Annotated in this window: 14 protein-coding genes and 2 pseudogenes; 7 read left to right on the top strand and 9 right to left on the bottom strand. The window is 36.3% G+C overall.

Going from position 1 to position 23,607, the window contains the following annotated elements; all coding sequences use genetic code 11:
- Positions 1–17 precede the first annotated feature (17 nt).
- The 7 genes and pseudogenes from GD631_RS13605 (at position 18) to GD631_RS13575 (ending at position 10,112) form a co-directional block, all read left to right on the top strand.
- Positions 18–1,742 carry a DUF4623 domain-containing protein gene (locus GD631_RS13605; protein WP_143257463.1) on the top strand — a complete coding sequence of 575 codons (1,725 nt, stop codon included), beginning with the start codon at positions 18–20 and terminating at the stop codon, positions 1,740–1,742.
- Positions 1,743–1,810: 68 nt separating this feature from the next.
- Positions 1,811–3,514 carry a family 10 glycosylhydrolase gene (locus GD631_RS13600; RefSeq protein ID WP_143257464.1) on the top strand — a complete coding sequence of 568 codons (1,704 nt, stop codon included), beginning with the start codon at positions 1,811–1,813 and terminating at the stop codon, positions 3,512–3,514.
- A gap of 9 nt (positions 3,515–3,523) precedes the next feature.
- Positions 3,524–4,939, top strand: coding sequence for a DUF5009 domain-containing protein (locus GD631_RS13595; RefSeq protein ID WP_143257465.1), 1,416 nt, complete (start codon positions 3,524–3,526; stop codon positions 4,937–4,939).
- A gap of 3 nt (positions 4,940–4,942) precedes the next feature.
- Positions 4,943–6,097: a hypothetical protein gene (locus tag GD631_RS13590; protein WP_143257466.1), complete on the top strand. Its 1,155-nt coding sequence runs from the start codon at positions 4,943–4,945 to the stop codon at positions 6,095–6,097.
- Between the two features lie 15 nt (positions 6,098–6,112).
- Complete coding sequence (locus GD631_RS13585; RefSeq protein WP_143257467.1) at positions 6,113–7,294, top strand: glycoside hydrolase family 10-like protein; 1,182 nt, start codon at positions 6,113–6,115, stop codon at positions 7,292–7,294.
- Between the two features lie 5 nt (positions 7,295–7,299).
- Positions 7,300–8,370: an SGNH/GDSL hydrolase family protein gene (locus tag GD631_RS13580; protein WP_143257468.1), complete on the top strand. Its 1,071-nt coding sequence runs from the start codon at positions 7,300–7,302 to the stop codon at positions 8,368–8,370.
- A gap of 531 nt (positions 8,371–8,901) precedes the next feature.
- Positions 8,902–10,112 (top strand): annotated as a pseudogene (locus tag GD631_RS13575) (transposase).
- A 461-nt stretch (positions 10,113–10,573) separates the two neighbouring features.
- On the opposite strand, the pseudogene GD631_RS13570 reads toward GD631_RS13575, so the two are convergent.
- The 9 genes and pseudogenes from GD631_RS13570 to GD631_RS13530 all read right to left on the bottom strand — a co-directional run.
- Positions 10,574–11,017 (bottom strand): annotated as a pseudogene (locus GD631_RS13570) (SGNH/GDSL hydrolase family protein); the annotation flags it as partial.
- A 145-nt stretch (positions 11,018–11,162) separates the two neighbouring features.
- Positions 11,163–12,665, bottom strand: a complete 1,503-nt coding sequence (locus GD631_RS13565; protein WP_244983334.1) for a RagB/SusD family nutrient uptake outer membrane protein — start codon at positions 12,663–12,665, stop codon at positions 11,163–11,165.
- Positions 12,666–12,761: 96 nt separating this feature from the next.
- Entirely contained in the window at positions 12,762–15,914 is a 3,153-nt protein-coding gene (locus GD631_RS13560; RefSeq protein ID WP_143257470.1) for a SusC/RagA family TonB-linked outer membrane protein, read from the bottom strand.
- A gap of 20 nt (positions 15,915–15,934) precedes the next feature.
- Positions 15,935–17,119 carry a hypothetical protein gene (locus tag GD631_RS13555; protein ID WP_223225963.1) on the bottom strand — a complete coding sequence of 395 codons (1,185 nt, stop codon included), beginning with the start codon at positions 17,117–17,119 and terminating at the stop codon, positions 15,935–15,937.
- Positions 17,120–17,137: 18 nt separating this feature from the next.
- Positions 17,138–18,325: a discoidin domain-containing protein gene (locus GD631_RS13550; RefSeq protein WP_143257471.1), complete on the bottom strand. Its 1,188-nt coding sequence runs from the start codon at positions 18,323–18,325 to the stop codon at positions 17,138–17,140.
- 31 nt (positions 18,326–18,356) lie between these two features.
- Positions 18,357–19,751: a DUF4434 domain-containing protein gene (locus tag GD631_RS13545; RefSeq protein WP_143257472.1), complete on the bottom strand. Its 1,395-nt coding sequence runs from the start codon at positions 19,749–19,751 to the stop codon at positions 18,357–18,359.
- A gap of 19 nt (positions 19,752–19,770) precedes the next feature.
- Entirely contained in the window at positions 19,771–20,946 is a 1,176-nt protein-coding gene (locus GD631_RS13540) for a n-acyl-d-glucosamine 2-epimerase (protein WP_143257473.1), read from the bottom strand.
- 134 nt (positions 20,947–21,080) lie between these two features.
- Positions 21,081–22,484 (bottom strand): sugar porter family MFS transporter, encoded by a 1,404-nt coding sequence (locus GD631_RS13535; protein WP_185911468.1) that lies wholly within the window; start codon positions 22,482–22,484, stop codon positions 21,081–21,083.
- 5 nt (positions 22,485–22,489) lie between these two features.
- On the bottom strand, positions 22,490–23,587 hold the full coding sequence (locus GD631_RS13530) for a DUF4434 domain-containing protein (RefSeq protein WP_143257458.1): 1,098 nt from the start codon (positions 23,585–23,587) through the stop codon (positions 22,490–22,492).
- Positions 23,588–23,607 lie beyond the last annotated feature (20 nt).

Below are 23,607 nucleotides of genomic sequence, written 5' to 3'. Positions count from 1 at the left end.
AATAAAAAACAAAAACCATGAAACATTATTTTACGCACATATTATGTGCATTGAGCCTATGTACTGTAATTTTTACTTCATGTTCTAACGATGATGAACAATCAACCGAACCTATTGGTGTTAAAAGTGTTGCTATAATTAATGCAGGCGAGAATGGTAATGTTCGTGCCGAAGGAGTATTAGACAATGATACGTTTAGGATTGTAGTCTCTCCTTTAAGCGATTTAAAAAACATGAAATTGGAAATTATCCCTAATAATGGAACTACTGTTACTCCAGTATCAGGTACAGTAGTCGATTTTGAAGCAAATGATGGCAAACAGGCATTAGTCGCAATAAAAGACACCGAATTCATGAAATACGGTATTCGGGTCACCACATCTGCAAATACTGATGGACTAGCGTTGTTAAACTTAAAAGTATCAGGAGTATACAATCCGGCAATAAACATTTCTCACGTTGAGAAAAAAATCAAATTGTCATTCTCCAATGTTATAGGAACCAAAGCAGTATTGTCAGACTTTGAAATTTCTCCTTCAACTGCAATTATCAAGGAATCTATTCCAGCAATGTCAGATGACAAAATGACTATTGATTTTGCATTAGAGGGTGAAAAATATATCATAATAGCAAATGGAAATCAAGAAAGAAAATATACTATTGAAGCACAGATTTCTGAAGCTGGTATGAAGATTAGTACAGCAAAAGTTGTTTTAGATCAATCCTTAGGTTCAGGACTCAATACAATGTTAGGAAAAAACACAACAAGAGGTGCTTATTTTGATGGACGTTATGCATTCTTTGCTTCCAGAGAGGGAGGTAATAACATATATTATTATGACATCAAAGATGCGACTAAGGAGTTAAAGACTCTCAATATGGGAACAGGAGTCATTCAAACAACGAATGTAACATGGCCTATCAGCGACGTGAGAGTGGCAGACAATGGTAATATATATGCTTGTAGTATGGCAAGTAGTAAAGCACAAAGCTTTGTTGTTTATCGTTGGGAAAATGTAGATGCATTGCCTGAAAAAGTTCTAGAATATACAATATCAGACCCTGTCGGAAATTCAACTGGAGTACGCTTAGGGGATGCTTTATCAATTATCGGTGATCCTAAAACTAATGGTTATATTATATCTTCAAACTTTCCATTCCAAAATGCGCAACAAGGACAATTCTATGTATGGAAAGGAGAAAATAGTAATTTGGAGACACAACCTCAAGTCATTGATTTGGTTGGGCAATATAAAGCTCCAAGTTCTTCTGATTTAAGCTTAGGTCAATATGCCCGAATTAATGGAATACCTGATGATAATGAACATTTTATTGCGACAGGTTCTGCAGCTGGAACATTATTGTTAAATAAGAACTTTAATGTTGAATTTGAGATAGAAAGAGACATGCCAATTCAAGGACGTGCTATGGATCCACACTTCTTTGAATATAATGGAATACGCTATTTGACATATACAATCAATCGTGAGTGGGCTCCTAATGAAGCATTCCTTGAAATTGTAGCTTTGACTGATGGGACAAATTATGTTGAGGGGATGAAAGCGCTTGCTGACAAGAGTATTGATCAAGTAAGCGTATTTAAGAAACCGATAACTTCCAATGCAACAAGTGGTGCCGCATGGGTGTCTGCATGTAATAGTGTTAAAGTCGTAAATGATAAAGTTTACGTTTTTGGATATGTATGTGAATATGGTGCATTAGTTTTTGAAATAGGAAAATAATCGTGTCACACATAATACCGGACCTGAATGTAGAATAAGTTCAGGTCCGGTTTTAATTCATTAATATTATGAAGAAATTACTATTTATTTTATTACTTTTCACCTGTTGTATAAGTTATTCATGTAGTGGAGATGATACAGGAAAAGAAGAAAAAACGGAAACTGAGAATTTGTTAATTTCAAAATTCATTGTAAAAACTGGAGAAACGAGTATAGAAGCTCATATTGAGCAAAGTACGAGAAAAATAAATGCAATAGTTCCTGTGGGAACTAATCTCAAAGCCATACAGGTTGAAGTATCATATACTGAGGGAGCCACATTGCAACCAGAAAGTGGCTATTCTTATAACTTTACACAACCTATAATATTCAAATTAACAAAAGGTGATCAAACTATTTCATATGAAGCGACTGTTACAACTCAACCGGAGATGCTTTCATTTGATATTCCCGATTATCATATAAAAGGGGAAATAGAGGGAGATAAAATAAATATAGCATTTAACTATGGTACAGACTTGACTAAAATTACTCCACAAATTAAAATAGCCGATGGTTGTACTGTATCCCCTGTTTCTGGAAAAGAGGTCAATTTATCTTCTGATTTCACCTATATTGTAACAAATGCCAATGGACAAAGTAAATCATTTACAGTAAAAGCTTCTCTGTTACCACAAGAAAAAGTGGTTCGAGGAGTGTGGGTTCCAGATCCAACACATACAGATGTTTTGAGTAGCTTCGAAAAATTGCAGGAATTTATTAATCTTTTGGATGAGCTTAATATAAATACAATATTTGTAGCAACATGGGTACGTGAGCAAACCTTATTTAAAAGTCAGGTCTTAAAAGAAAATAGCAATTATAGTACTATTGAAGAAGGATGGTTATTAAATGGAAGTAACTATAATGGTCCCTCAGGAGATGTAATAAAAGATCTAATTACTCAGGCACATAACAAAAATATAAAGGTTTTCTTCTGGTTTGAATATGGTTTTATGCGTTCGGGAGGAGCAAACCCTTCTGCCAATCATCCAATATTATCTGTTCATCCTGATTGGGACGGACGTAACAATCAAAATCTTGCAGCAAATTATAATGGAACAGACTATTATCTGAATTCTTATGATATTAATGTTCAGGAGTTCCTAATCCAACTGATGGAAGAAGCTATTGAAAAATATCCAGAAGTAGATGGAATACAGGGAGATGACCGATTACCTGCTTCCCCCCGAAATTCTGGATATAATGATAAAACCAAACAAGCATATAAGCTAGATACAGGAAAAGATGTTCCAAATGATTATTCCAATAATGACTGGGTAAAATGGCGTCTGAAAAAGTTGAATGATTTTTGTCACACATGGTCTCAAAGACTTAGAAATAAAAAAGAGAATATTGTAATAGCCTCTTCTCCAAACCCATATCCATGGTGTGAGAATAATTTAATGCAAGATTGGCCTTCGTGGATAAAGAATAATGATATTGATTTATTATCAGTACAATGCTATAGAGAAACCTCTGCTGCATATCGTTCAACACTAGATGAAACACTTGAACATGTGCGTCAAAATACCCAAGGTAATATACTCAATCCAGGGATTTATTTACGCAATACTTCTGAATGGGAAAGCATATTTGTAGAACAAATGCAATATAACCGTGCCTGTCAAACAAATGGAGAAACATTTTTCTTCAATGAAGGGCTGAAACGAGATGTAAACAAACGAGTTATAAAATCTTTTTATACAGGAAAAGCTATTTTTCCATTATAATAATTAGTCATGACTGATTCTTTAACTATACGTAGGGCATCTTCATTAGATGCCTTACGTGGCATTGCCATTTTCGGAATGATTTTATCTGGAACTATAGCTTCAGGTATGCTTCCTGCATGGATGTATCATGCCCAAGTAGGTCCTAGATCTCAATTTACCTTTGATCCATCCATTTATGGTATTACATGGGTAGATTTAGTTTTTCCTTTTTTTTTATTTGCTATGGGAGCAGCTTTTCCATTCTCTATTGGACGGAAACTAGAAAAAGGAGTATCATGTATGCATTTATCACTTAAGGCTTTATTGAGAGGAATAAGATTAACCTTTTTTGCTATTTTTATTCAACATATGTATCCATGGATAATTAACGATCCGGAAGATATGAAGTCATGGGGAATTAGTTTATTTTCTTTTATATTGATGTTTCCTATATATATGAGATTCTCTGGAAAATATCCACAATGGCTACGAATAACAATAGAATACGTATCTTATGGAATAGGCATTTTAATGTTGCTTCTGGTTCCTTACGCCAATGAACGTTCTTTTTCTTTATATTTTAGTAATATTATCATATTAGTATTAGCCAACATGGCCATTTTTGGATCAATTATATATATTTTCACTTGGCGTAAAAAATGTTATCGAATAGCAATACTTCCTTTTATTATGGGAATTTTATTAAGTAGTAATACGGAAGGTTCGTGGGCTCAAGATATTATGCAATATTCACCAATTCCTTGGATGTATAATTTTTATTACTTAAAATATTTGTTTATTGTTATTCCGGGTAGTATTGCTGGTGAATATCTAAAAGAATGGCTTTCTATACATCCTCAGACTCCTTCTATTATATCCAAGCGATTACCATTAATTCTTCTGATATCTATTTCTGTTATTATAATTAATGTATATTGTTTATATACAAGACAATTGTTATTGAATTTAATAATCTCTATCATTCTGCTTTTTACATTATATATTCTTTTAAGAAAAAAAGCTGATCATAATTTTATTTATTGGAGAAAACTATTTGTTATAGGGGCTTATCTAATAATGCTAGGATTATGTTTTGAAGCTTTTGAAGGTGGAATCCGTAAAGATCATTCAACATTTAGTTATTATTTTCTGACATCTGGACTTGCGTTTATGGCAATGATCGCACTTTCTATAATCTGCGATATTTATCGTTATAAAATAATAACCAGACCATTTGAAATGGTGGGACAAAACCCCATGATTGCTTATGTTGCTCCCCAATTAGTTATAACACCAATTATTGGTTTGCTAGGATTAAATGTCTTTTTGAATATATTCAATCAAAATGCTTATCTTGGTTTTATTAAAGGATTAATGATTACTGCATTGTCAATAGGTATAGCGTCATTCTTTACTTATAAAAAATATTTTTGGAGGACATAATAGATGAAAATCTACTTTTTAATTATTATTTTTTTTGTCTTAACAGGAGAACAATTAGGATACTCTCAACCCATTTCTGTTCGGACACAAAAGCAACAAAGACAAGCTTTTATTGAGCAGTTGCAGAACATGAATTTGCAATTATTACAAGATGAATCTTCAATTCAGAAAAATCTATGGCAGATTTCAGCTTTCAATTGTTATGGAAAAAGAGAAAAAAAATATTTGCGGAAACTTATGTCTATGTACCACACTTTTTCTCCAGAACTTCAATATCAGCTATTGACTGCTGTTGCATGTACAACTATACCTGGTAAAAATAAATGGTTAAGGGAAGTCATGAATATCGGAAACAGCAAGCAAAAATGTTTAGCTTATAGTCTGTTGCGAAAAGAGAATTTAGAGGTGGATTGTTTAAACTTAAATGATGAATCTTGGAATTCTATTCTTGGGGATATTCATGTTGCAGACTATAAATTTGAATTACATAAGGAACTATTAAACGATCTGCCATCTTTCCTTAAAGCACAATTCCCGGAACAAATCCACTTAATTGTTTTGTTGAGACAAGATAGAAATATACCAGCTAAAGTTTATGTCTGGAGAAATGAAGAAGGATGGAATCAAGAGTTTTTTGTCTATTTAGCCCGTGCAGCATCTGATATATTGCCATATTTTAGCAATGGGAATACTCCCTGTGGAGTATTCAAAATAAAAGAGAGAGCTGAAAGTAAGAATGAGTTTATAGGCCCCACGCCAATTTTAGTAACAGTATTACCCTTTGAAAGCTCACCATTGGAATGGGAGGCAAATAATCAATCTTGGGATAAAAATATATACAGTTTTTTTTTACCAGAAAGATGGAGAGATATCCCTTTATTATGGCAAACATATAGTGCTGGTCAAGTAGGCCGTAAAGATATAATTGTTCATGGATCAACCATATCTCCTCTATTCTTTGAAAATTTTTCATTTTTTCCTTTGACCCCCTCTTTAGGATGCTTATCAGCTCTTGAGTTATGGAATGCATATGATGGTAGCAAAATAGAAAGCCATCAACAAAGATTAATAGACTGTCTTTCAGCCTTAAATAGAAAACTTGGATTGATGTATGTAATACAAGTTGATGAGGAAACATATAAACTAGGTTTTAACTAATTATATATAGACATAATGAAAAAGGATTTATATTTGTTTATTTTATTACTATTTGTTAGTATACAAGTTTTTTGTCAAGATACGACTGAAGGAATCCGGGGAGTCTGGGTGCCTGCTCCCCGTTTTACCCCTGTATTACATACCTACCAGGGAATGAAAGATTTTGTAAAGACATTGGATGAGTTGAATATGAACTCCATATTCCTTGTATCTTATGCGGAAACTAAAACAATATATAAGAGTGATGTATTGATGCATTATTCTACTTATAAGACACCAGAAGAAGGCTATCTGCTAAGCGGATATTCTAAACAATATCAAAGTCCAACCAATGATCCGGTACGTGATTTGATTGATGAGGCTCATAAACACGATATAAAAGTATTTTTCTGGTTCGAATATGGTTTTATGGGAGAGGGACATCCGATATCACTCGATAATCCTTTATTAGCAAAGAATCCTCACTGGTTAGGAATAGACAATCAACAACACCCCGCCAATTACAATCACCACGATTATTACTTCAATGCCTATAATCCTGCTGTACAGAACTTCTTAATAGAACTAATAGAAGAGGCATTGACGCTTTATCCTGATTTAGATGGTATTCAAGGTGATGACCGCTTACCTGCTATGCCTCGAAATTCTGGATATGATACTTATACAGTCTCCCTCTATCAATCACAACATCAAGGGAAAAATCCTCCTACAGATTATAATAATTCGGAATGGGTACGTTGGCGTTTGAATATTTTAAATACCTTTGCAAAACGATTATATAAAAGGATTAAAGCAAAGAGCCCGAATGTAATGATTAGTTTCGCTCCCAATCCTTATCCCTGGTGTGAAGAAAATCTGATGCAGGAATGGCCTCGTTGGTGTAAAGAGAAAGTTTGTGATTTGTTGGCTGTTCAGTGTTATCGTTATAATATTGAAGCGTATCGTGCTACGGTTTCAGAAGTATTGAAATATATACATCAGAATAATCCAAACCAATTATTTGCACCTGGTATGATTCTGATGGAAGGGAGTAGTTCCAAAATGTCACCAGAACTGTTACGGGAACAACTTCGTGTTAACCGAGAGTTGGGGATTAATAGCGAGATTTATTTTTATAATAAGGGGATTGATAATCCTTCTGTTAGAGAGGTCTTGAAACAGACATATTCTCAGAAGATTAAATTCCCAGAAAATTAAATACTATGATAAGATATATTTTGATTGGACTTTTACTTTGTGGACAAGCTATAAGTTTTGCCCAAATTATATATCACGATGCATCAAACTTCCCCTTATTGGGAAAAGCTACAGAAGCTAATAATGCACGATACGAAAGGTTTCCAGATTCACTAAAGAATATATCTCGTTCTCCTCTTTGGAATTTGAGTCGTAATTCGGCAGGAATGGCTATACGGTTTCGTAGTAACTCTACTCAAATAGCGGTGAAAGGGGAAAATCCTTTTAATAATCATATGAATCATATGACTGATACAGGAGTAAAAGGTCTAGATTTATATTGTTTGGAGGGAAATGGGCTATGGAGATTTGTGAACAGTGCCCGACCAACAGGAAAGATAAATCAAGCAACGATCATTGCCAATATGCAACCGGAAGAGAGAGAGTATATGCTTTATCTTCCTCTTTACGACGGTCTTGTTTCCTTGTCCATAGGAGTGGATTCGTTAGCCACCATCGATCAGCCTTTAATTGATTATCCGATCCGTAAAAAGCCGGTTGTATTTTACGGCACTAGTATTCTTCAAGGAGGTTGTGCTTCACGTCCCGGAATGGCACATACCAATATCATATCGAGAAGATTGAACCGTGAATGTATCAACTTGGGATTTAGTGGAAATGCACTTTTAGATTTAGAAGTGGCCAAAGTGATAGCCGAAGTGGATGCCAGTGTTTTTGTTTTAGACTTTGTGCCTAATGCTTCTGTAGAACAGATGAAAGAACGAATGGAAACTTTCTATCGTATTATTCGTAGTAAACATCCGGATACGCCAGTCATTTTTATAGAAGATCCTATTTTCACTCATACGCTTTATGATGAAAGAATAGCTAAAGAAGTACAAAGAAAGAATGGCACATTAAAGGAAATATTCAACCAGTTAAAGAAGGAAAATGAAAAGAATATCATTTTTATCTCTTCCAAGAATATGCTGGGAGAAGATGGAGAAGCTACTATAGACGGTATTCATTTCACAGATTTAGGTATGATGAGATATGCTGATTTAGTTTGTCCAATCATTAAGAAAGCAATCAAATAAAATAGTGACGCTATCCTGTTGACATAGCGTCACTATTTCCAATACTCTGGATAGATCGCTTTTTGTACATTATATCAATAGGAACAAATCTTCAAATACCAAAATAGTAAAATATCATTTTGGTATTTGAATGATGCTATAATTGAATTTATTCAGGCGAACAGCCGGATATAGAAAAGAATCGCATAGATTAGCCATTAGTATTATTCAGAAATTAAAGAAATCCGTCCCTTATGGAGCATAATCATTATTATTTGATATTATGCATTGCATGGTGAATGTCTTTTTTAATCTATTTATGCTTTTTGTTCAATAAAGTAAGTTCATAAAAGCGCTTCTAATAAATCAAGTAATTCCATTTCTACAAGCAAAATTCGCTTCCTTTTAAAGGTACGTAGCGTTTCTTTAAAACCAACTGTACGTTTCATTAGAACCGTAAGCATCCGAGAGTCTGTGCAAAAACCTTAGACGCTATATTGAATTATCATTTATTTTTCGTATATTTATGGAAAGAAACTAAACAATATGTCTATGAACTACATAGTAGGAGAAAACAGAAATCAAATTCAAATGATAGCTCTTGAACAATTGGTTGCTCCAGATTCTTGGGCAAGGGTTATCGATTTATTTGTGGATATCTTGCCTATAGATGAGCTTGGGTTTAAACATGTCAAACTTCAATCAGAAGGGAGACCACCGTATAATCCTGCAACATTTATACACAAAAGAAGATAGACAGACATCTTGAATATATAGATAACCGTATTGAAGAATTTGAAGCAGCTTTAGATAAGACTGATAAAGAAGAAAAAGAACTTCTTAAATCTAAGATTAAATTACAACAAGACAGGCGTAAGAAATACGAAACTCTTGATACGGAATTGAAGAATAGTAATGATACTCAAATAAGTCTAACAGACAAAGATTCAAGAGCATTAATGTTAACCAATAATGTATCAGGAGTTGGATATGCGCTTCAAGCAGCCTCTGATAGTAAACACAAATTATTGGTTCACTCTCATATTGGAGCATCAACTGATAAAAGAGAACTATCAACAGCGGCATTGACCGTCCAGGAACTACTACAATTAGATTCGTTCAACACACTTAGCGATGCCGGTTATACTAGCGGCGACCAACTACAAGCCTGTAAATATTCAGGAATATGTACTTATTCATCGCCTATGCCATCAACATCACCTAATTCGAATTCCATACCACTGGCTGAATTTCATTATATAAATGACGGAGATTATTATATCTGCCCTTGTGGAGAACAAATGACAACAACAGGGAAATGGAGAATCCGCCCCAATTATAGATCAAAAGTATATAAAACATCAGCTTGTGTAAATTGCTCAATAAGAGAAAAATGTACTCAAAATCAAAATGGTAGAGTAATAGAAAGAAGTGAATATCAAGATGTAATAGATGAAAATAACGCCAGAGTTATAGGAAATAGGAATTACTACAAATTGAGGCAACAAATTATAGAACATCAATTTGGGATTTTAAAACGCCAATGGGGATTTACATATACCCTAATGAAAGGCAAAGCCAATGTGTTGAGTGAGGTTAACATCTTTATGACCATATATAACCTGACACGCTGTATCAACATAATGGGGATGGATGAACTCAAAAGAAGACTAAGGGCTTTCTTGCCATTAGTATCATTATATATGTCCTTATTGTTGATAAAATATGAAATGCAGAAAAAAGAATTTTATCTTGCAATTTAAATATGTAATCCAAATACACAACTCTTGAATTAATATAAAGGAAAAGTGTGAGTTTAAGAGGAGCACTAGTCTTCCAAAAGTAGTTTTTGCACAGACTCTCGGATGCTTACTTATTAGAAGCACTTTTATGAACTTACTTTATTGAACAAAAAGCATAAATAAATTGAAAAACACATTCACTATGCAATGTATAATATCAAATAATAATGATTATGCTCCATAAAGGAGGGATTTCTTTAATTCCTGAATAATACTAATGGCTAATCTTTGCAATTCTTATTCATATCTGGCGTCCGCCTGAATAAATTCAATTATAGCATCATTCAAATATCAAAAATGATATTTTACCATTTTAATATTTGAAGATTTGAAGATTTGTTTCTATTGATATAACGTACAAAAAGTCACCTATCAAAGCATTTAAAATAGTGACGCTATACCGAGCCGATAGCGTCACTATTTTATTTTATTGCTTTCTTAATGATTGAACAAACTAAATCTGCATATCTCATCATACCTAAATCTGTGAAATGAATACCGTCTATAGTAGCTTCTCCATCTTCTCCCAGCATATTCTTGGAAGAGATAAAAATGATATTCTTTTCATTTTCCTTCTTTAACTGGTTGAATATTTCCTTTAATGTGCCATTCTTTCTTTGTACTTCTTTAGCTATTCTTTCATCATAAAGCGTATGAGTGAAAATAGGATCTTCTATAAAAATGACTGGCGTATCCGGATGTTTACTACGAATAATACGATAGAAAGTTTCCATTCGTTCTTTCATCTGTTCTACAGAAGCATTAGGCACAAAGTCTAAAACAAAAACACTGGCATCCACTTCGGCTATCACTTTGGCCACTTCTAAATCTAAAAGTGCGTTTCCGCTAAATCCCAAGTTGATACATTACAAGAAGAAGCAAATTATTTATTGATAAATATTTATATATTTATTTTGTTTATTCATTTGTTCATTCTTTTCTCTCTCCTTTGCCTTCGTCATTTGGGACAGATTCAACTGTCCCAAAACAACGTCAGCATTTACTAAAAATTTAATTATATCCGGGATTTTGTTTAATTGAACCTCCAGAGCGGTCTATCTCAATCTGCGGAATAGGGAATAATTCATTTATCCCTTTTTTAAAGGCAGCTCCACGTCCTTTGGCATAAGGATAGGTGGAAAAAGTATTCATTGTTTCTACATAACAATTCCAACGTTTAAGATCATACAAACGATTGTATTCCATTGCTAATTCAATACGGCGTTCATGCTTGACTGCTGCCAACAGATCATCATTGACAGTCACAGGTTTCAGCTTAATATTTGGAATTATCAATACACGTGAAGTGGCTTCGATATCTCCCGAACGGGAATCATTAGCACGGTCTCGGACCATATTTATGTATTTCACAATTTCATCCTTATCTCCATTAGTCTGTATTAAAGCTTCAGCATATAGCAATAATACATCTGCATAACGTATGATATGGAATGTCCAAGCATCATCTCCCCAACCATTACCTCTTCTTGAAACAACAAGAAAAGCTTTACGACTGTGGTATCCTGTATTAGGATATGTTGAAAAATCCAGTGTTTCCGACCCTTTCTCTTTAGGAAATTTATCACCTGGTTCTATAATCGTGTACAATAAACGAGGATCTCCTTCTTCAAATTCGTCGACAAGATTCTGTGTCGGTTGGTCAAAACCATATGCTCCACAAGACCTTGGATTAGAATATACGGGGATAAAAGAACCATAAATGTGATCGTTTGGAACATCACCACGTATATTGGGGAAGATAGATTCACTTAACATGTAGTTGTCACTCAAGTAAAGTGATTGGAAATTGGGAGCTAATTCGCAGCTCTTCGAATCAATAACTTTCTTTGCTGCATCACGTGCATCTGCATAATAAGATGGATTATCTTTTGCAAAATACATATATACACGTGCCTGCATGGCCCATACAGCCTCTTTGGTGACACGTCCCAATTCTGTAGTCGGCAAAGAAGCCTTGTCAGGTATATTACTTTCTAAAGCAGCCTCTGACAGATCTTTTATTATAAAATCAGCCGTCTCTGCTTCTGTAGCTCTGACTAACTTCTTACTATCATCAACTGTCAGCGTACGATCAACTAAAGGTACTCCGCCGAAGATCTTGCAAAGTTCAAAGTAAAAGAAAGCACGGAGAAACTTCACTTCCCCTATATATCTGGCTTTTACGTCATTCGACAGAGGATAGCCATCCGCATCCACCAAAGGCTTGTTGGGAATATTCTCCAGGCAAATATTACATCGTGCTATCCCATTGTACATATTCGACCAAAGGTTAACTAAATCAGTATTGGAAGCCAAAGCTCGACCAAAACTAAGGTCTCCCGCAAAAGTGCGATCACCTGCATCAGACCCTCCTTTCTCCGAATCATCAGTGGATATATTATATAAATCCATACGTGGTGCTTCATATCCAGCTACATCATTAAGAGTTTTATAGCACTTAACGACGGCACTATAACCAGCATCAGGCGAAAGAAAAAATCTGTCTTGATCCATCACGCCTTTAGGGTCTCTGTCTAAAAAATCAGAACACGAAAAGAGTGATATTAATGATAGAGACACGAATAAGTATTTTATATTTTTCATGTTACTTTAAAATTTAACGTTTAAACCAATCGTCCAAGTTCTCGCTTGAGGATAAAAGCCCTGATCTATACCATTGAGAGTAGCGTTGGAGGAACCTATCTCCGGATCAAGTCCTGAATATTTCGTGAGAGTCAGCAGATTTTGCACACTAACATATAAGCGCAGGTAACTGATTCCCTTGAACTTCAATAAACGATCACAGAAATTATAACCGATCTGCAAATTCTTGATTCTAAAGTATGAACCGTCTTCGATAAAATAATCGGAAATAAGCTGATTCTGACCTTGATCGGCAGATATTCTATGATACTTGTCTGTTGAACCTTCACCATTCCAAGCACGTTTGAGGAAATCTGAATGAGCATTCATGTAACCCGTTCCTGATTCAAAATCGTAAAGAGTCATATTCATCACATCATTTCCTTGTGATCCCTGAAGAAACATATTGAAATCAAAACCTTTCCATGATGCTCCAAGTGACAGACCGTAAACAAAGTCAGGCCAGGGATCTCCAATCTTGGCACGGTCGTTATCATCGAGTACATCGTCATTATTCAAATCTTTATAACGAATATCACCAGGCTTTGCCGTTTCTCTTTGCGCACTACCCTCTACTTGCTCTGCGTTCTGGAAAATACCATTGGTCACATATCCATAGAAATATCCTACCGGTTGCCCCACTTCTGTCTTAGTAATGGTATTATTATTGTATGCTGAACCATAAATTGCATCGCCATTACCCAAAGAGATCACTTCATTTTTATAAGTAGAAATATTGGCGGAAGCTGTAAAGTTGAGATCTCCCCATGTTTTGCGATAAGTAACTCCTAATTCCCATCCTACATTGCGCATAGATCCTACATTTGCATATGGAAAGTTCGGGAACCCTAATGTAGTAGGTTGAGGCTCTTGCATCAACATATCGTCTATATTCTTGCGGAAATAGTCCGCTACAATCTCAATACTATTATTGAAGAGACTTAAATCAAGACCTATGTCAAATTGTTTAGAGGTTTCCCATTTCAGAACAGGATTTCCAACGGTAATAATGCCAGCACCAATGGACGCCGTATTTGGGGAGCCGAAAGAGTAACGATCATAGATTGTACTTCCATACGTAGAAGCATATCCGCCCCCGCTAATATTTTGATTACCAATCAAACCATAGCTGATACGCAGCTTTGCGTCACTCAACCAATTGTGAGTAGATTCCATGAACGATTCGCTGGAGAAGCGCCATGCAGCCGATACGGATGGGAATGTTCCCCATTTGTGTCCGTCGGCAAATTTAGAGGAACCATCACGACGTAGGTTGGCAGCAATAAGATATTTGCTGTCATAATCCAGACTGACACGTCCGAAGAATGATAACATCGAGTTGTCATAAGGATAGCCGGATACTGCCGGGTTTGTTGTGCCTGCATTAAGAATAGCCATATCCTTATCATTATTTATCACCCCTTGTATAGAAGCATTGACACTCGAAACGCTTGTTTCTTCAGCTGAAGTACCGAGTAATGCTCCTATCTTAAACTTCCCGAAGGTTTGATCGTAAGAAAGAGTCTGTTCCCATACAAAATAGTTGCTTCTGGAATTATCCTGTATCACTGTATTCTCATTGGCGTAATCATTGGCATTGAGGGTGTATTTAGGTTGAAATCCATCAGTTAGGCTTCTACTAATATCCATGCCGAAGCGCGAATTGAACTTCAGAAAATCAAATAACTTAATCTCCAGATTTGCTCCTGCTTTTACATAAAGATATTCATAAGTACTCTGTCTCATTCTTTGAATCTGTCCCACCGGATTGCGTTTATTGGAGAATAAGATCCCGGAATACTGCGAATAGAGATTATTCGGTTCATACCCATTGTAAATCTGACTTAGAAAAATAGGTACGTCAACCAAATTATTACGGAATACAGGTGTGATAGGATCTGCTCCCATTGCACTGAATACAGTACCGGTAGCAGGGTTGTTCTCGTCAATCAATTGACGTTTTTCATCGATGATACCGACATTAGCAGTTAAAGAGACGCGTTTTGAAATCTTCATATTGAAGTTATTTCTCCAAGAAATACGTTTATAGTTCGAACCTTTAACTATACCATCTTGGTCTGTGTAAGCTAGGCTGGAAAGTATTCCTATATTTTTAGTTCCGCCATTGACGCTAATATTGTGGTTATGCATAAATGCCCCATCATTGATAATCTCTTTCCACCAGTCAGTTCCATTGGGGCCTGAATTTTTATTAACGAAGTTGAGAACTGCGTCAATATTTTCTTGGGTAGCAAAAGCGGCAACACGCTCCTGACCGGCATTGTCAGCTGCCAGATTTTTATAAGTGATGTAATCTGCGGCATTAAGCATATGCGGACGTTTCCAAGGTGTTTGCCAACCGATATATCCATCATAACTAACTTGCGCTTTGTTTTCAAGGCTACCTGATTTAGTCGTAATGATAATAATTCCGTTTGCTCCACGAGAACCATAAATAGCAGCTACCGAAGCATCCTTATGAACGGCTATTGACTCAATATCATTCGGATTCAGATAATCAATACCGGTTTGCGGAAGACCATCTACTACATACAGAGGGGTTGTAGAACCTGTAATAGAACCAATACCACGGATATGGGTAACACTTCCCGCACCCGGAGTACCACTGCTGGAAGTAACAGTCAGACCGGGAACTTTACCCTGAAGGACATTATTAATGCTACTTACAGGCATATCTTTTAGCTCTTTTCCACTGACAACTCCGACAGCTCCCGTAATATCTTTCTTAGCAATAGAACCATATCCAATCACGACTAAACCATCCAGCTCATACGTTTTCTCTATCAGAGTAATAGAAACCCGTTGACCGGCTACCGCTTTGACAGTGACAGAATTATATCCTATCATGCTAACAGTGATCGTGTTTTCTTTAGCGGGACTGACTAGTACAAACTCTCCGTCCATATTTGTTATCACACCTGTAGTAGTGTTTTGCAATAAAACAGTAGCACCTATAACCGGCTGTCCCTGAACATCAATCACCTTACCCGTTATATTCTGTTTCTGTGCGAATAAGACAGATGGTGAAAGCAGAAATATTATCATGCATAATGTTAATATCAAGCTCTGGCTCTTATTTTCATTATTATAGTTTTTCATATGTAATCTATTTTATAGTATTAATTTATAGGCGTATACTCACTGTCAATAACCGGATTCTTTATCCTATCGATAGCTAGAACAATACAGCCTGCTTCCATACTATACCAATTCGTTTTTTGCTGTCCTTTAATATTTAAAGAATTAATATGCTTCAAGTAGGTATTCACTCGTACTGTATCATTAATAGTGGCTGCCGCATATGCAATAATTGTCCAAGGGAAAGATGAGTAAGTTACCCCGTTGGCCCAACTAGTATATGTTTTATTAAATTGAGTATACAATTTATTAGCAGTTTGACTATTCGGTTCAATCACATTAAACATGCCCGGATAAAGTTGAGCTGTTGCGTCAGGATAGAATTGTTTCCAGTCGGTGGTTACAGAGTTACTTTTCCACCAATCATAAGTAGTTCCATTCCATAATGTACCTATACCTTCCGTATTTTTTGCCAATAGGCCCGCAAAATCATAATCATTATCGATCAGGTTGTTATCTTTAAGCCATTTGGCAGCTTTAAGTCCTATGTTTACTTCGCAATTATCCATCAGGTATTTTACGTCGTAAACATACGAAGCAACGCTAAGACCGTCATTTTCATCTTCTGTGATAGTGCCTGGCAACTGGTTAAAGTCGGTATCGATCGTTTTCACCATTGCGCTTGCTACCAAAGAGATTTTGCTCTTATACTGTTCAAGCCAGCTTTTATTTTCTCCGGATGTTTGAGCAAATTCCATGATGATTTCCAAAAAAGTAGCCGCATAAGAATCCACAGAGTCATACGTTCCTTGAGTAGTTTCCGAATCACCAAAATAGTCATAGACAGAACCTTCTATTTCTGCGCCTCCTTTATAAGGATTCGTAATGCCATTCAGTTTGCCAAGATACCATTTAATATATTTCTTCACTGCCTCTATATTCTGATTTGTAGGATCTTTCAGTAAAGCCAAAACTGCAAAATGGGCAAAATAAGGAGTAATTTTACTGTTCGAAGTATCTTTATCCTTTATAGCTCCACTGGAAAGCTGCAAAGAACGGATATAAGAGAGCTGATAAGTCATCACATTATCATATACTACATCCATAGTCTGTTCTGTCAAATTCTCCTCATTGGTAGGAGGCGGAGCAGTGCTTGTATCACAGGATGAAAGTGTAAGTATAGGAAGCACTATTAATATTGACAGAATTGATATTATTTTTTTCATATTATTAAATTATAAATATTACCACTGTTTGTATACCTCAAATTCCTTGATTGTCATTCGCCAAGGTGTAGCTCCATTCTTGAGTAAAGCCTTGACATAACGAGCATCCACATTGTCGAAATTCATATCCTGAGCACCTTCTGTAGCGGCAGAATCCCATCCCGTGATAGAATAAACCGAAGTATATTCTACATCGTCCTGCGAAATGAGGATTTCACAATCAGCAGCATAAGCGCCCGCATCCCATTGTATGACAACATTATTAATAGTATAAATCTTTCCAAGATCTACCTTGAACCACTCGTCATCATTGCCTTCTGCTTGCCACATAAATGAAGTATTTCCATAGACTGCATTGAAAGCCGCCGCATTATTAGAAGAAGCGGATGCAATCTTCTGCAATGCCAAATTCTCTGCCGGTGGAGTATTATATATTTCAACCTCAAACAATGTCATATTATATGGAGTAGCAGAGTTCTTCATATTTGCTAATTTGACATAACGGGCATTGGCATTGTCAAAGCTGACTTTGTTAATTCCATCATTAGAGACTGCATCCCAATTTTTGATAGAATAGATAGTTGTGTAATTAACATCGTCTTCCGAAATCATAAGGTCACAATCAGTACCTGCTGCGTTCATATCCCATGTCATCACTACAGTATTAATGCTATATATTTTCCCGAGGTCTATTTTCACCCATTCATTGTCGTTACCTGCAGCTTGCCACCAGGATTTATCATTATCGTCATTGATGTTCGAGATACTTCCGCTAATAGCAGCCGAACCTGTTGCATAGCCATTCAATGCCAGATTCGGATTCTCTGTCGGGTCAATTTCTTTGATAAATAGAAAACCTTCCAATGAACGTGTACCTTTATGATTTGTAACTGCTACCGCACCTGTACCTCCATACGAACTAACAACGGCCTCAATAGTAGCATCATCAATAATTTCAAAACTAGACGCACCTTTCCCACCGAAAGCGACATTAGTGGCAGTTGTAAAATTTACTCCTGTAATAGTAATTACATCACCCTCCTTTCCCTCTGTAGGAGTGAAAGAAAGTACTTTAGGTAGCTGTGATACCGTAATTGGGGTATTCGGATCATACGGATTGGCTCCGAAATCACCATCAGCACATGAAGTGAATATCATATCTGATAAACACAAAATAATAAAAATAAATTGTGTGATAGTTTTCATAATAATGAATTTAATTTATTAAGTGAAAAGGTTATTTGATTTTGTTGTAACGATCTGCTTTTATTTTCTTCATGTAAGTCTTATAGGCATTATACAGATCAATTGTACGTTCTTCTCCTATACGTATCGACATCTTTGGATTATTAAAGACTCCTGGATATTGATAGCATAGTACTTTCTCAAAATTGTCAAGCAAGTTCAAATCACGGATGATCTCATCTATCGGACGAGGATAAAGAGAATTATCCGGATTGAATAAGAAAGCTTCAAGATCAAACCATAAGTGCGCACCGGCATCATCACAGAATTTTTGCAAAATATCGGCCGCTTCTTTTCCTGTAAGGTCTCCTTCTGGCATACGTGCAAAACCAAATGGACATAATATATCGAGATTTTGTAATAAAGTGGGATAAGTGTCTGCACCTTTTAGTACTTCCATACTATTGGTAGCAAGCATTACGGGCTTTTCCGGAGCAAATTGGGAGGTGTATTTCTTAAACTCACGAAAGAAATCCACAATCTCTTTCTTACGCATCATCTGTCCCTCATTGGTCGATTCTGAATTATACAGATTACCGGCACATTCTTCGGATACGTAAAAGCCATAGAAAGAAGGATGATCTCCATACATATCCCATAATTCTTTGGCTACTTGCTTATGCCATTCAAGAGACTCTACAGTAAAATCAAACCAAGCGAACATTCCTACTCCCATCATAACTGACATTCCTAGTTTGTCCGCTTCAGAAAGAATAGCTCCTATTGGGTCTTTCGCAGAAATAGGCATCCTTCCTGGATAAAGAGTGGAAGGATAAAATGCTTTTCCTTGGTAGTTGTTTATATTCAAATCATGTTTTCCTACATAGTCCTGATTGCGAAAAACTTCTTGAAGAACTATAACATCCATCCCTATACTATGCATAGAACGCACCAACTCACGCCATTGATCATCAGTCATCTTTTTTATATCAGGATTCCAATGCTTTCCTTCTATCTCGCTCCAATGATAAAGGCCTGCCCATGCTCCGTCTATCAGACGCGTAGATCGAATTTCTGAATTAATTACTTCAAAGTCTTTAGAAATTGTAAATTCTTCATTTTTCTCTTTGACTTTAAGGATGATGCGATTCCTACCAATCTTGTTAGTTGTTTTTAAAGAGAACTTTATTTCCCGAGAACTCCCCGGTGCCAATGTTATACGAGAAAAATGAATTAATGAATCTTGATTTACGTCATTCAAATAAATAGAGACATAAAAGTCCTGTTGAGTATTCCCTTTATTGACAATACCTGCACGTATGTCCAAATCTACTTTATTCGTAATTGTGCCTGGAGGAATCAAGGTTAGCCCAACTCTGCATTCTTCAGCAAAAGCTGTAGAAGCAATGGTCAAAATAATACATGCTATTATAAATATCCTTTTCATATGTAACATTTTTCATTAATTATTTTATTTCACTCAAATTTTGTAATACCTTCCAGCATTGAAATAATCCTCTTGGCACATGAAAGCATCCTTTCCATTTTCCTCCTTTGAGTGGAAGCAACACTTCTCCTCTTCGGTTCAGATACCCGTACCATTCGGGATATTCTTTATCCTTGAAATGTGTCCATGTATAGTCATGTACTTTTTCAAACCATTCCAGACATTTTTGATCTCCCGTTAGTTGATAGCCTTTCAGTAGAGAAATAAGCGTTTCAATATGCACCCACCAAAGTTTCTGATCCCACTCCAATTGTTGAGGTGGGCAACCATTACGATCCATAAAGTAATAAATGCCGCCACACTCTTTATCCCATCCATAATCGAGCATTGTAAGAGTGGTCTCTTTGGCTTTCTCTATCAAATCAGGACGATTCAGGCGTTTACCCAGATCCATGATAAACCACATCGCTTCAATGGCATGACCTGGGGTCACCTGACGGCCTTCAAAACAGTCTACCAAGTTTCCATCTATATCTACGTTTTCAATAATGATATTACCAAGTTCAGGACGATAAAAAACCTCCATAACTTCATGGATGCAAGTTTCCATTGTTTCTTTTAGATAACTTTTATCCAAAAGATGTTCTATTTCCATAGCAAGATTACAGAGGATCATCGGCAGGGCAAAGTTCTTCAAATTGCGAGTACCTGGATGAAGCTTATTCCACTTTCCTTTCGGATTATCCACTTTAGACAAGATAATATCGAAGGTTTTCTTGGCAATATCTGCATATTCCTGACTACCTGTAGCCAAGCTTAACTGACCGAAAGCCATGGTGGCGAATGTATACGAAAATATATTGTATGGTTCTACCAATGGTCTACCCGAACGGTCAAGAGAAAAATACCAGTTATAATTGCCGTCATGTCCATATTTTTTTAGAAATTCGCCACCCTGAATAGCACAATCCAACCATTCCTGACGTTTTTCTACTTTATTGTAGAGCATAGAGAACATCCATACTTCTCTACCTTGCAACCAAATGAATTTATCCGTATCGAAAACTTTTCCTTCACGATCAAGGCAAGTGAAATAACCACCATATTCATGATCCTGCGAGTTTTTGAGCCAAAAGGGAAGGACATTGTCCAAAAGTTCATCCTTGTATTGATTTGCTAATTTTTTTAAATCCATAATATTATCTATTATAAGACAGTATGGATAGATATATCGATGATAACGTTTATTGAATGGCCATACAAAAAAACATCTCTAGCTATTTCTACTGTCCAGTTGTTAATTGATTAATTATAAGGTCTGTTTTATATTTATTCCGAACGGGTCCAGTATCTTTCAATCTCCTCCAGCGACTTCCCGGTGGTCTCGGGCACGAGTTTCCAGACAATCATCATATACGGCACGCACATGAGGGCGAACAGGAAGAATGTTCCGGCGGGGGTAAGGTTTTGGAGCATCCAGGGGGTTAACTGTCCGATCAGGTACGTTCCGATCCACAGAGCAAATCCTGCTATCGACATGGCCAGTCCGCGAACCTTGGTGGGATACATCTCCGAGAGGAGTACGAAAACCACGGCACAGATGGATACGGCACAGCAGAATACATAGAACAGGAAGAAAACGAGAAGGAAGAAGCTGGATACTCCCAGGGAATCTCCGAAGAGAAAATAAAGACCGATAAGGACCAGAGAGAGCACCATGCCCGAAACTCCGTAATAAACCAGCTTCTTGCGGCCCACCTTATCGATGATGACAAGAGCCAGAACAGTGGTCAATGTATTGACTAGTCCTACCAGAACTTGGTAAAAAAGAGAATCTCCTCCTGAAAGTCCTGCGTTTTCAAAGATAGAAGGGCCATAATAAAGCACTGCATTCACACCCATAAACTGTCCTAAAATAGCAATACATACACCAATAATGACAGCTTTGAAAATTCCAGGCTTCATCAATAACGACCATTCTGATTTCGTTTCAGAGATAAGTACAGATTTCGTTTCTTTTAATTGACTTTTTGCTTCTGTCATTGAATTGTATATCTTCTCTAGTATATTTACAGCCTTCAATTCCTTACCTCTTACAATTAGCCAACGAGGACTTTCCGGAATAAAGAATATAATAATGAAGAATAAGATTGCCGGCAATGTTTCCATACCCAACATACCTCTCCATACTTCAGTAATAAATACTTTATTCAACCAGTCCACACTTAATTGAGTACCACTCTCCGCCCATGCCAATAATTGATAGTTAACTAAATAAGCTCCCAAAAAGCCAACTGTTACAGCCAACTGATACAATGACACCAAGCGTCCTCTATACTGCGCTACAGCTAGTTCTGATATATAAAGAGGAGAAACAATGGACACAACCCCTATTCCTACTCCACCTATAATCCGATAAACCACCAATTGGGTAAAATCGGCTGATAGAGCACATCCTAAGGCTGATGTGGAAAACAATACAGCTGAAATAACCATCGTAAGTTTTCTTCCTAACTTATCGCTTAAGATTCCTGCAAAAAGGACACCTACGATAGAGCCTACTAAAGCACATCCTACATACCATCCCTGTTGTAGCGTATCTAATTGAAAAAGTTGAGTCACTTGGGCAATTGTTCCCGATATAACTGCAGTATCATATCCGAACAAGAATCCTCCCAATGCTGCCACAACAGAAAGGAATATAAGATAACCAAAATTGATTGTAGACTTCATAACATTTATTTTATTTCAAAATATTCTTTATATCTGTCATATAAATGACCAGCTTGCAGGTAGGCTGATTGCGGACTCATAAAATGAGAAAATTCAAAAGTAATAGCCTTATCATATCCGGCACGTTTGGCTGCTTCCAACTTCATCCGAAGTTTATCAAACTTAATGGGTAGAAAACGAATAGGCATATCACGGTCAAAAGATTCGGCATTTGTCCAGCATTGCATGCCATACTTATCTGCTAATTTTTTATTGACAGAAAAGAACGCATCCAATTCGTCATAATCAATATGACCATCTTGAAATGCACATGCATCTACCACATCATGAATTCCATCAAAAATTTCATCCCATTCTTTTTCGTGTTGTTGTACAGAAACGGCATCTTCTTTAGTCATTTTTGTCGTTCCCATGATTGCTTTTTTTCCATCAATCCAAGGCGATATAAAAGTCGGCAATCCATTAGATATATCCTTACATTGTTTTCCTAATGCATGGAAAGCGCCAATCGCACCTTTCGTTGCCCGGCTTATTTCACCACTGATATACCATCCTCCAAAACTTTTATACTTGGAACCATAATTTTCCCAAACTTCATCAATTACATATTTGTTATCTTCCACTTCCCAGGTCATATCCCCTGTGTCCCAATATTTACCCGAATCGTATAGTCCAAAATAGAATTTCATTTCATACTTTTCAGCCAAACGCAAAAACATATCTACCAAATCAACAGAAGGCATATAACATCCCTTCTTCAGCAGATAGGGAGAAGGAAAAGTGACAAATTTACGATAACCCGAACGGATCATTATTACCGTATCAATTCCTATATTCTTCATATGCTGAAAATCCATGTCCCATTCTTTCTCACCCCAGTTTTGGTGTGGAATATCATGTGAAATCTCATCCAAAAAAGTTCCGGTGATTTTTAATCCATTGTTTTTAGGAACAATGAGTTTACTTTCCAAACCATCAGTTGCCACTACTGTACTGGCACTAGCTTTTGAAGTACAAGATTCCAACAAAGTTGGTGCCGCCAAAGCTGATGCACCAGCCAATGTAGCTTTTTTCAGAAAATCTCTTCGATCTAATGTTTTCATATTAGTTTAATTAAAACAGC

Origin of the sequence: Bacteroides luhongzhouii, assembly GCF_009193295.2 — a bacterium.
GTDB lineage: Bacteria > Bacteroidota > Bacteroidia > Bacteroidales > Bacteroidaceae > Bacteroides > Bacteroides luhongzhouii.
The sequence above is the reverse complement of the archived record's forward strand: the minus strand, read 5'-3'. Positions and strand labels throughout refer to the sequence as shown.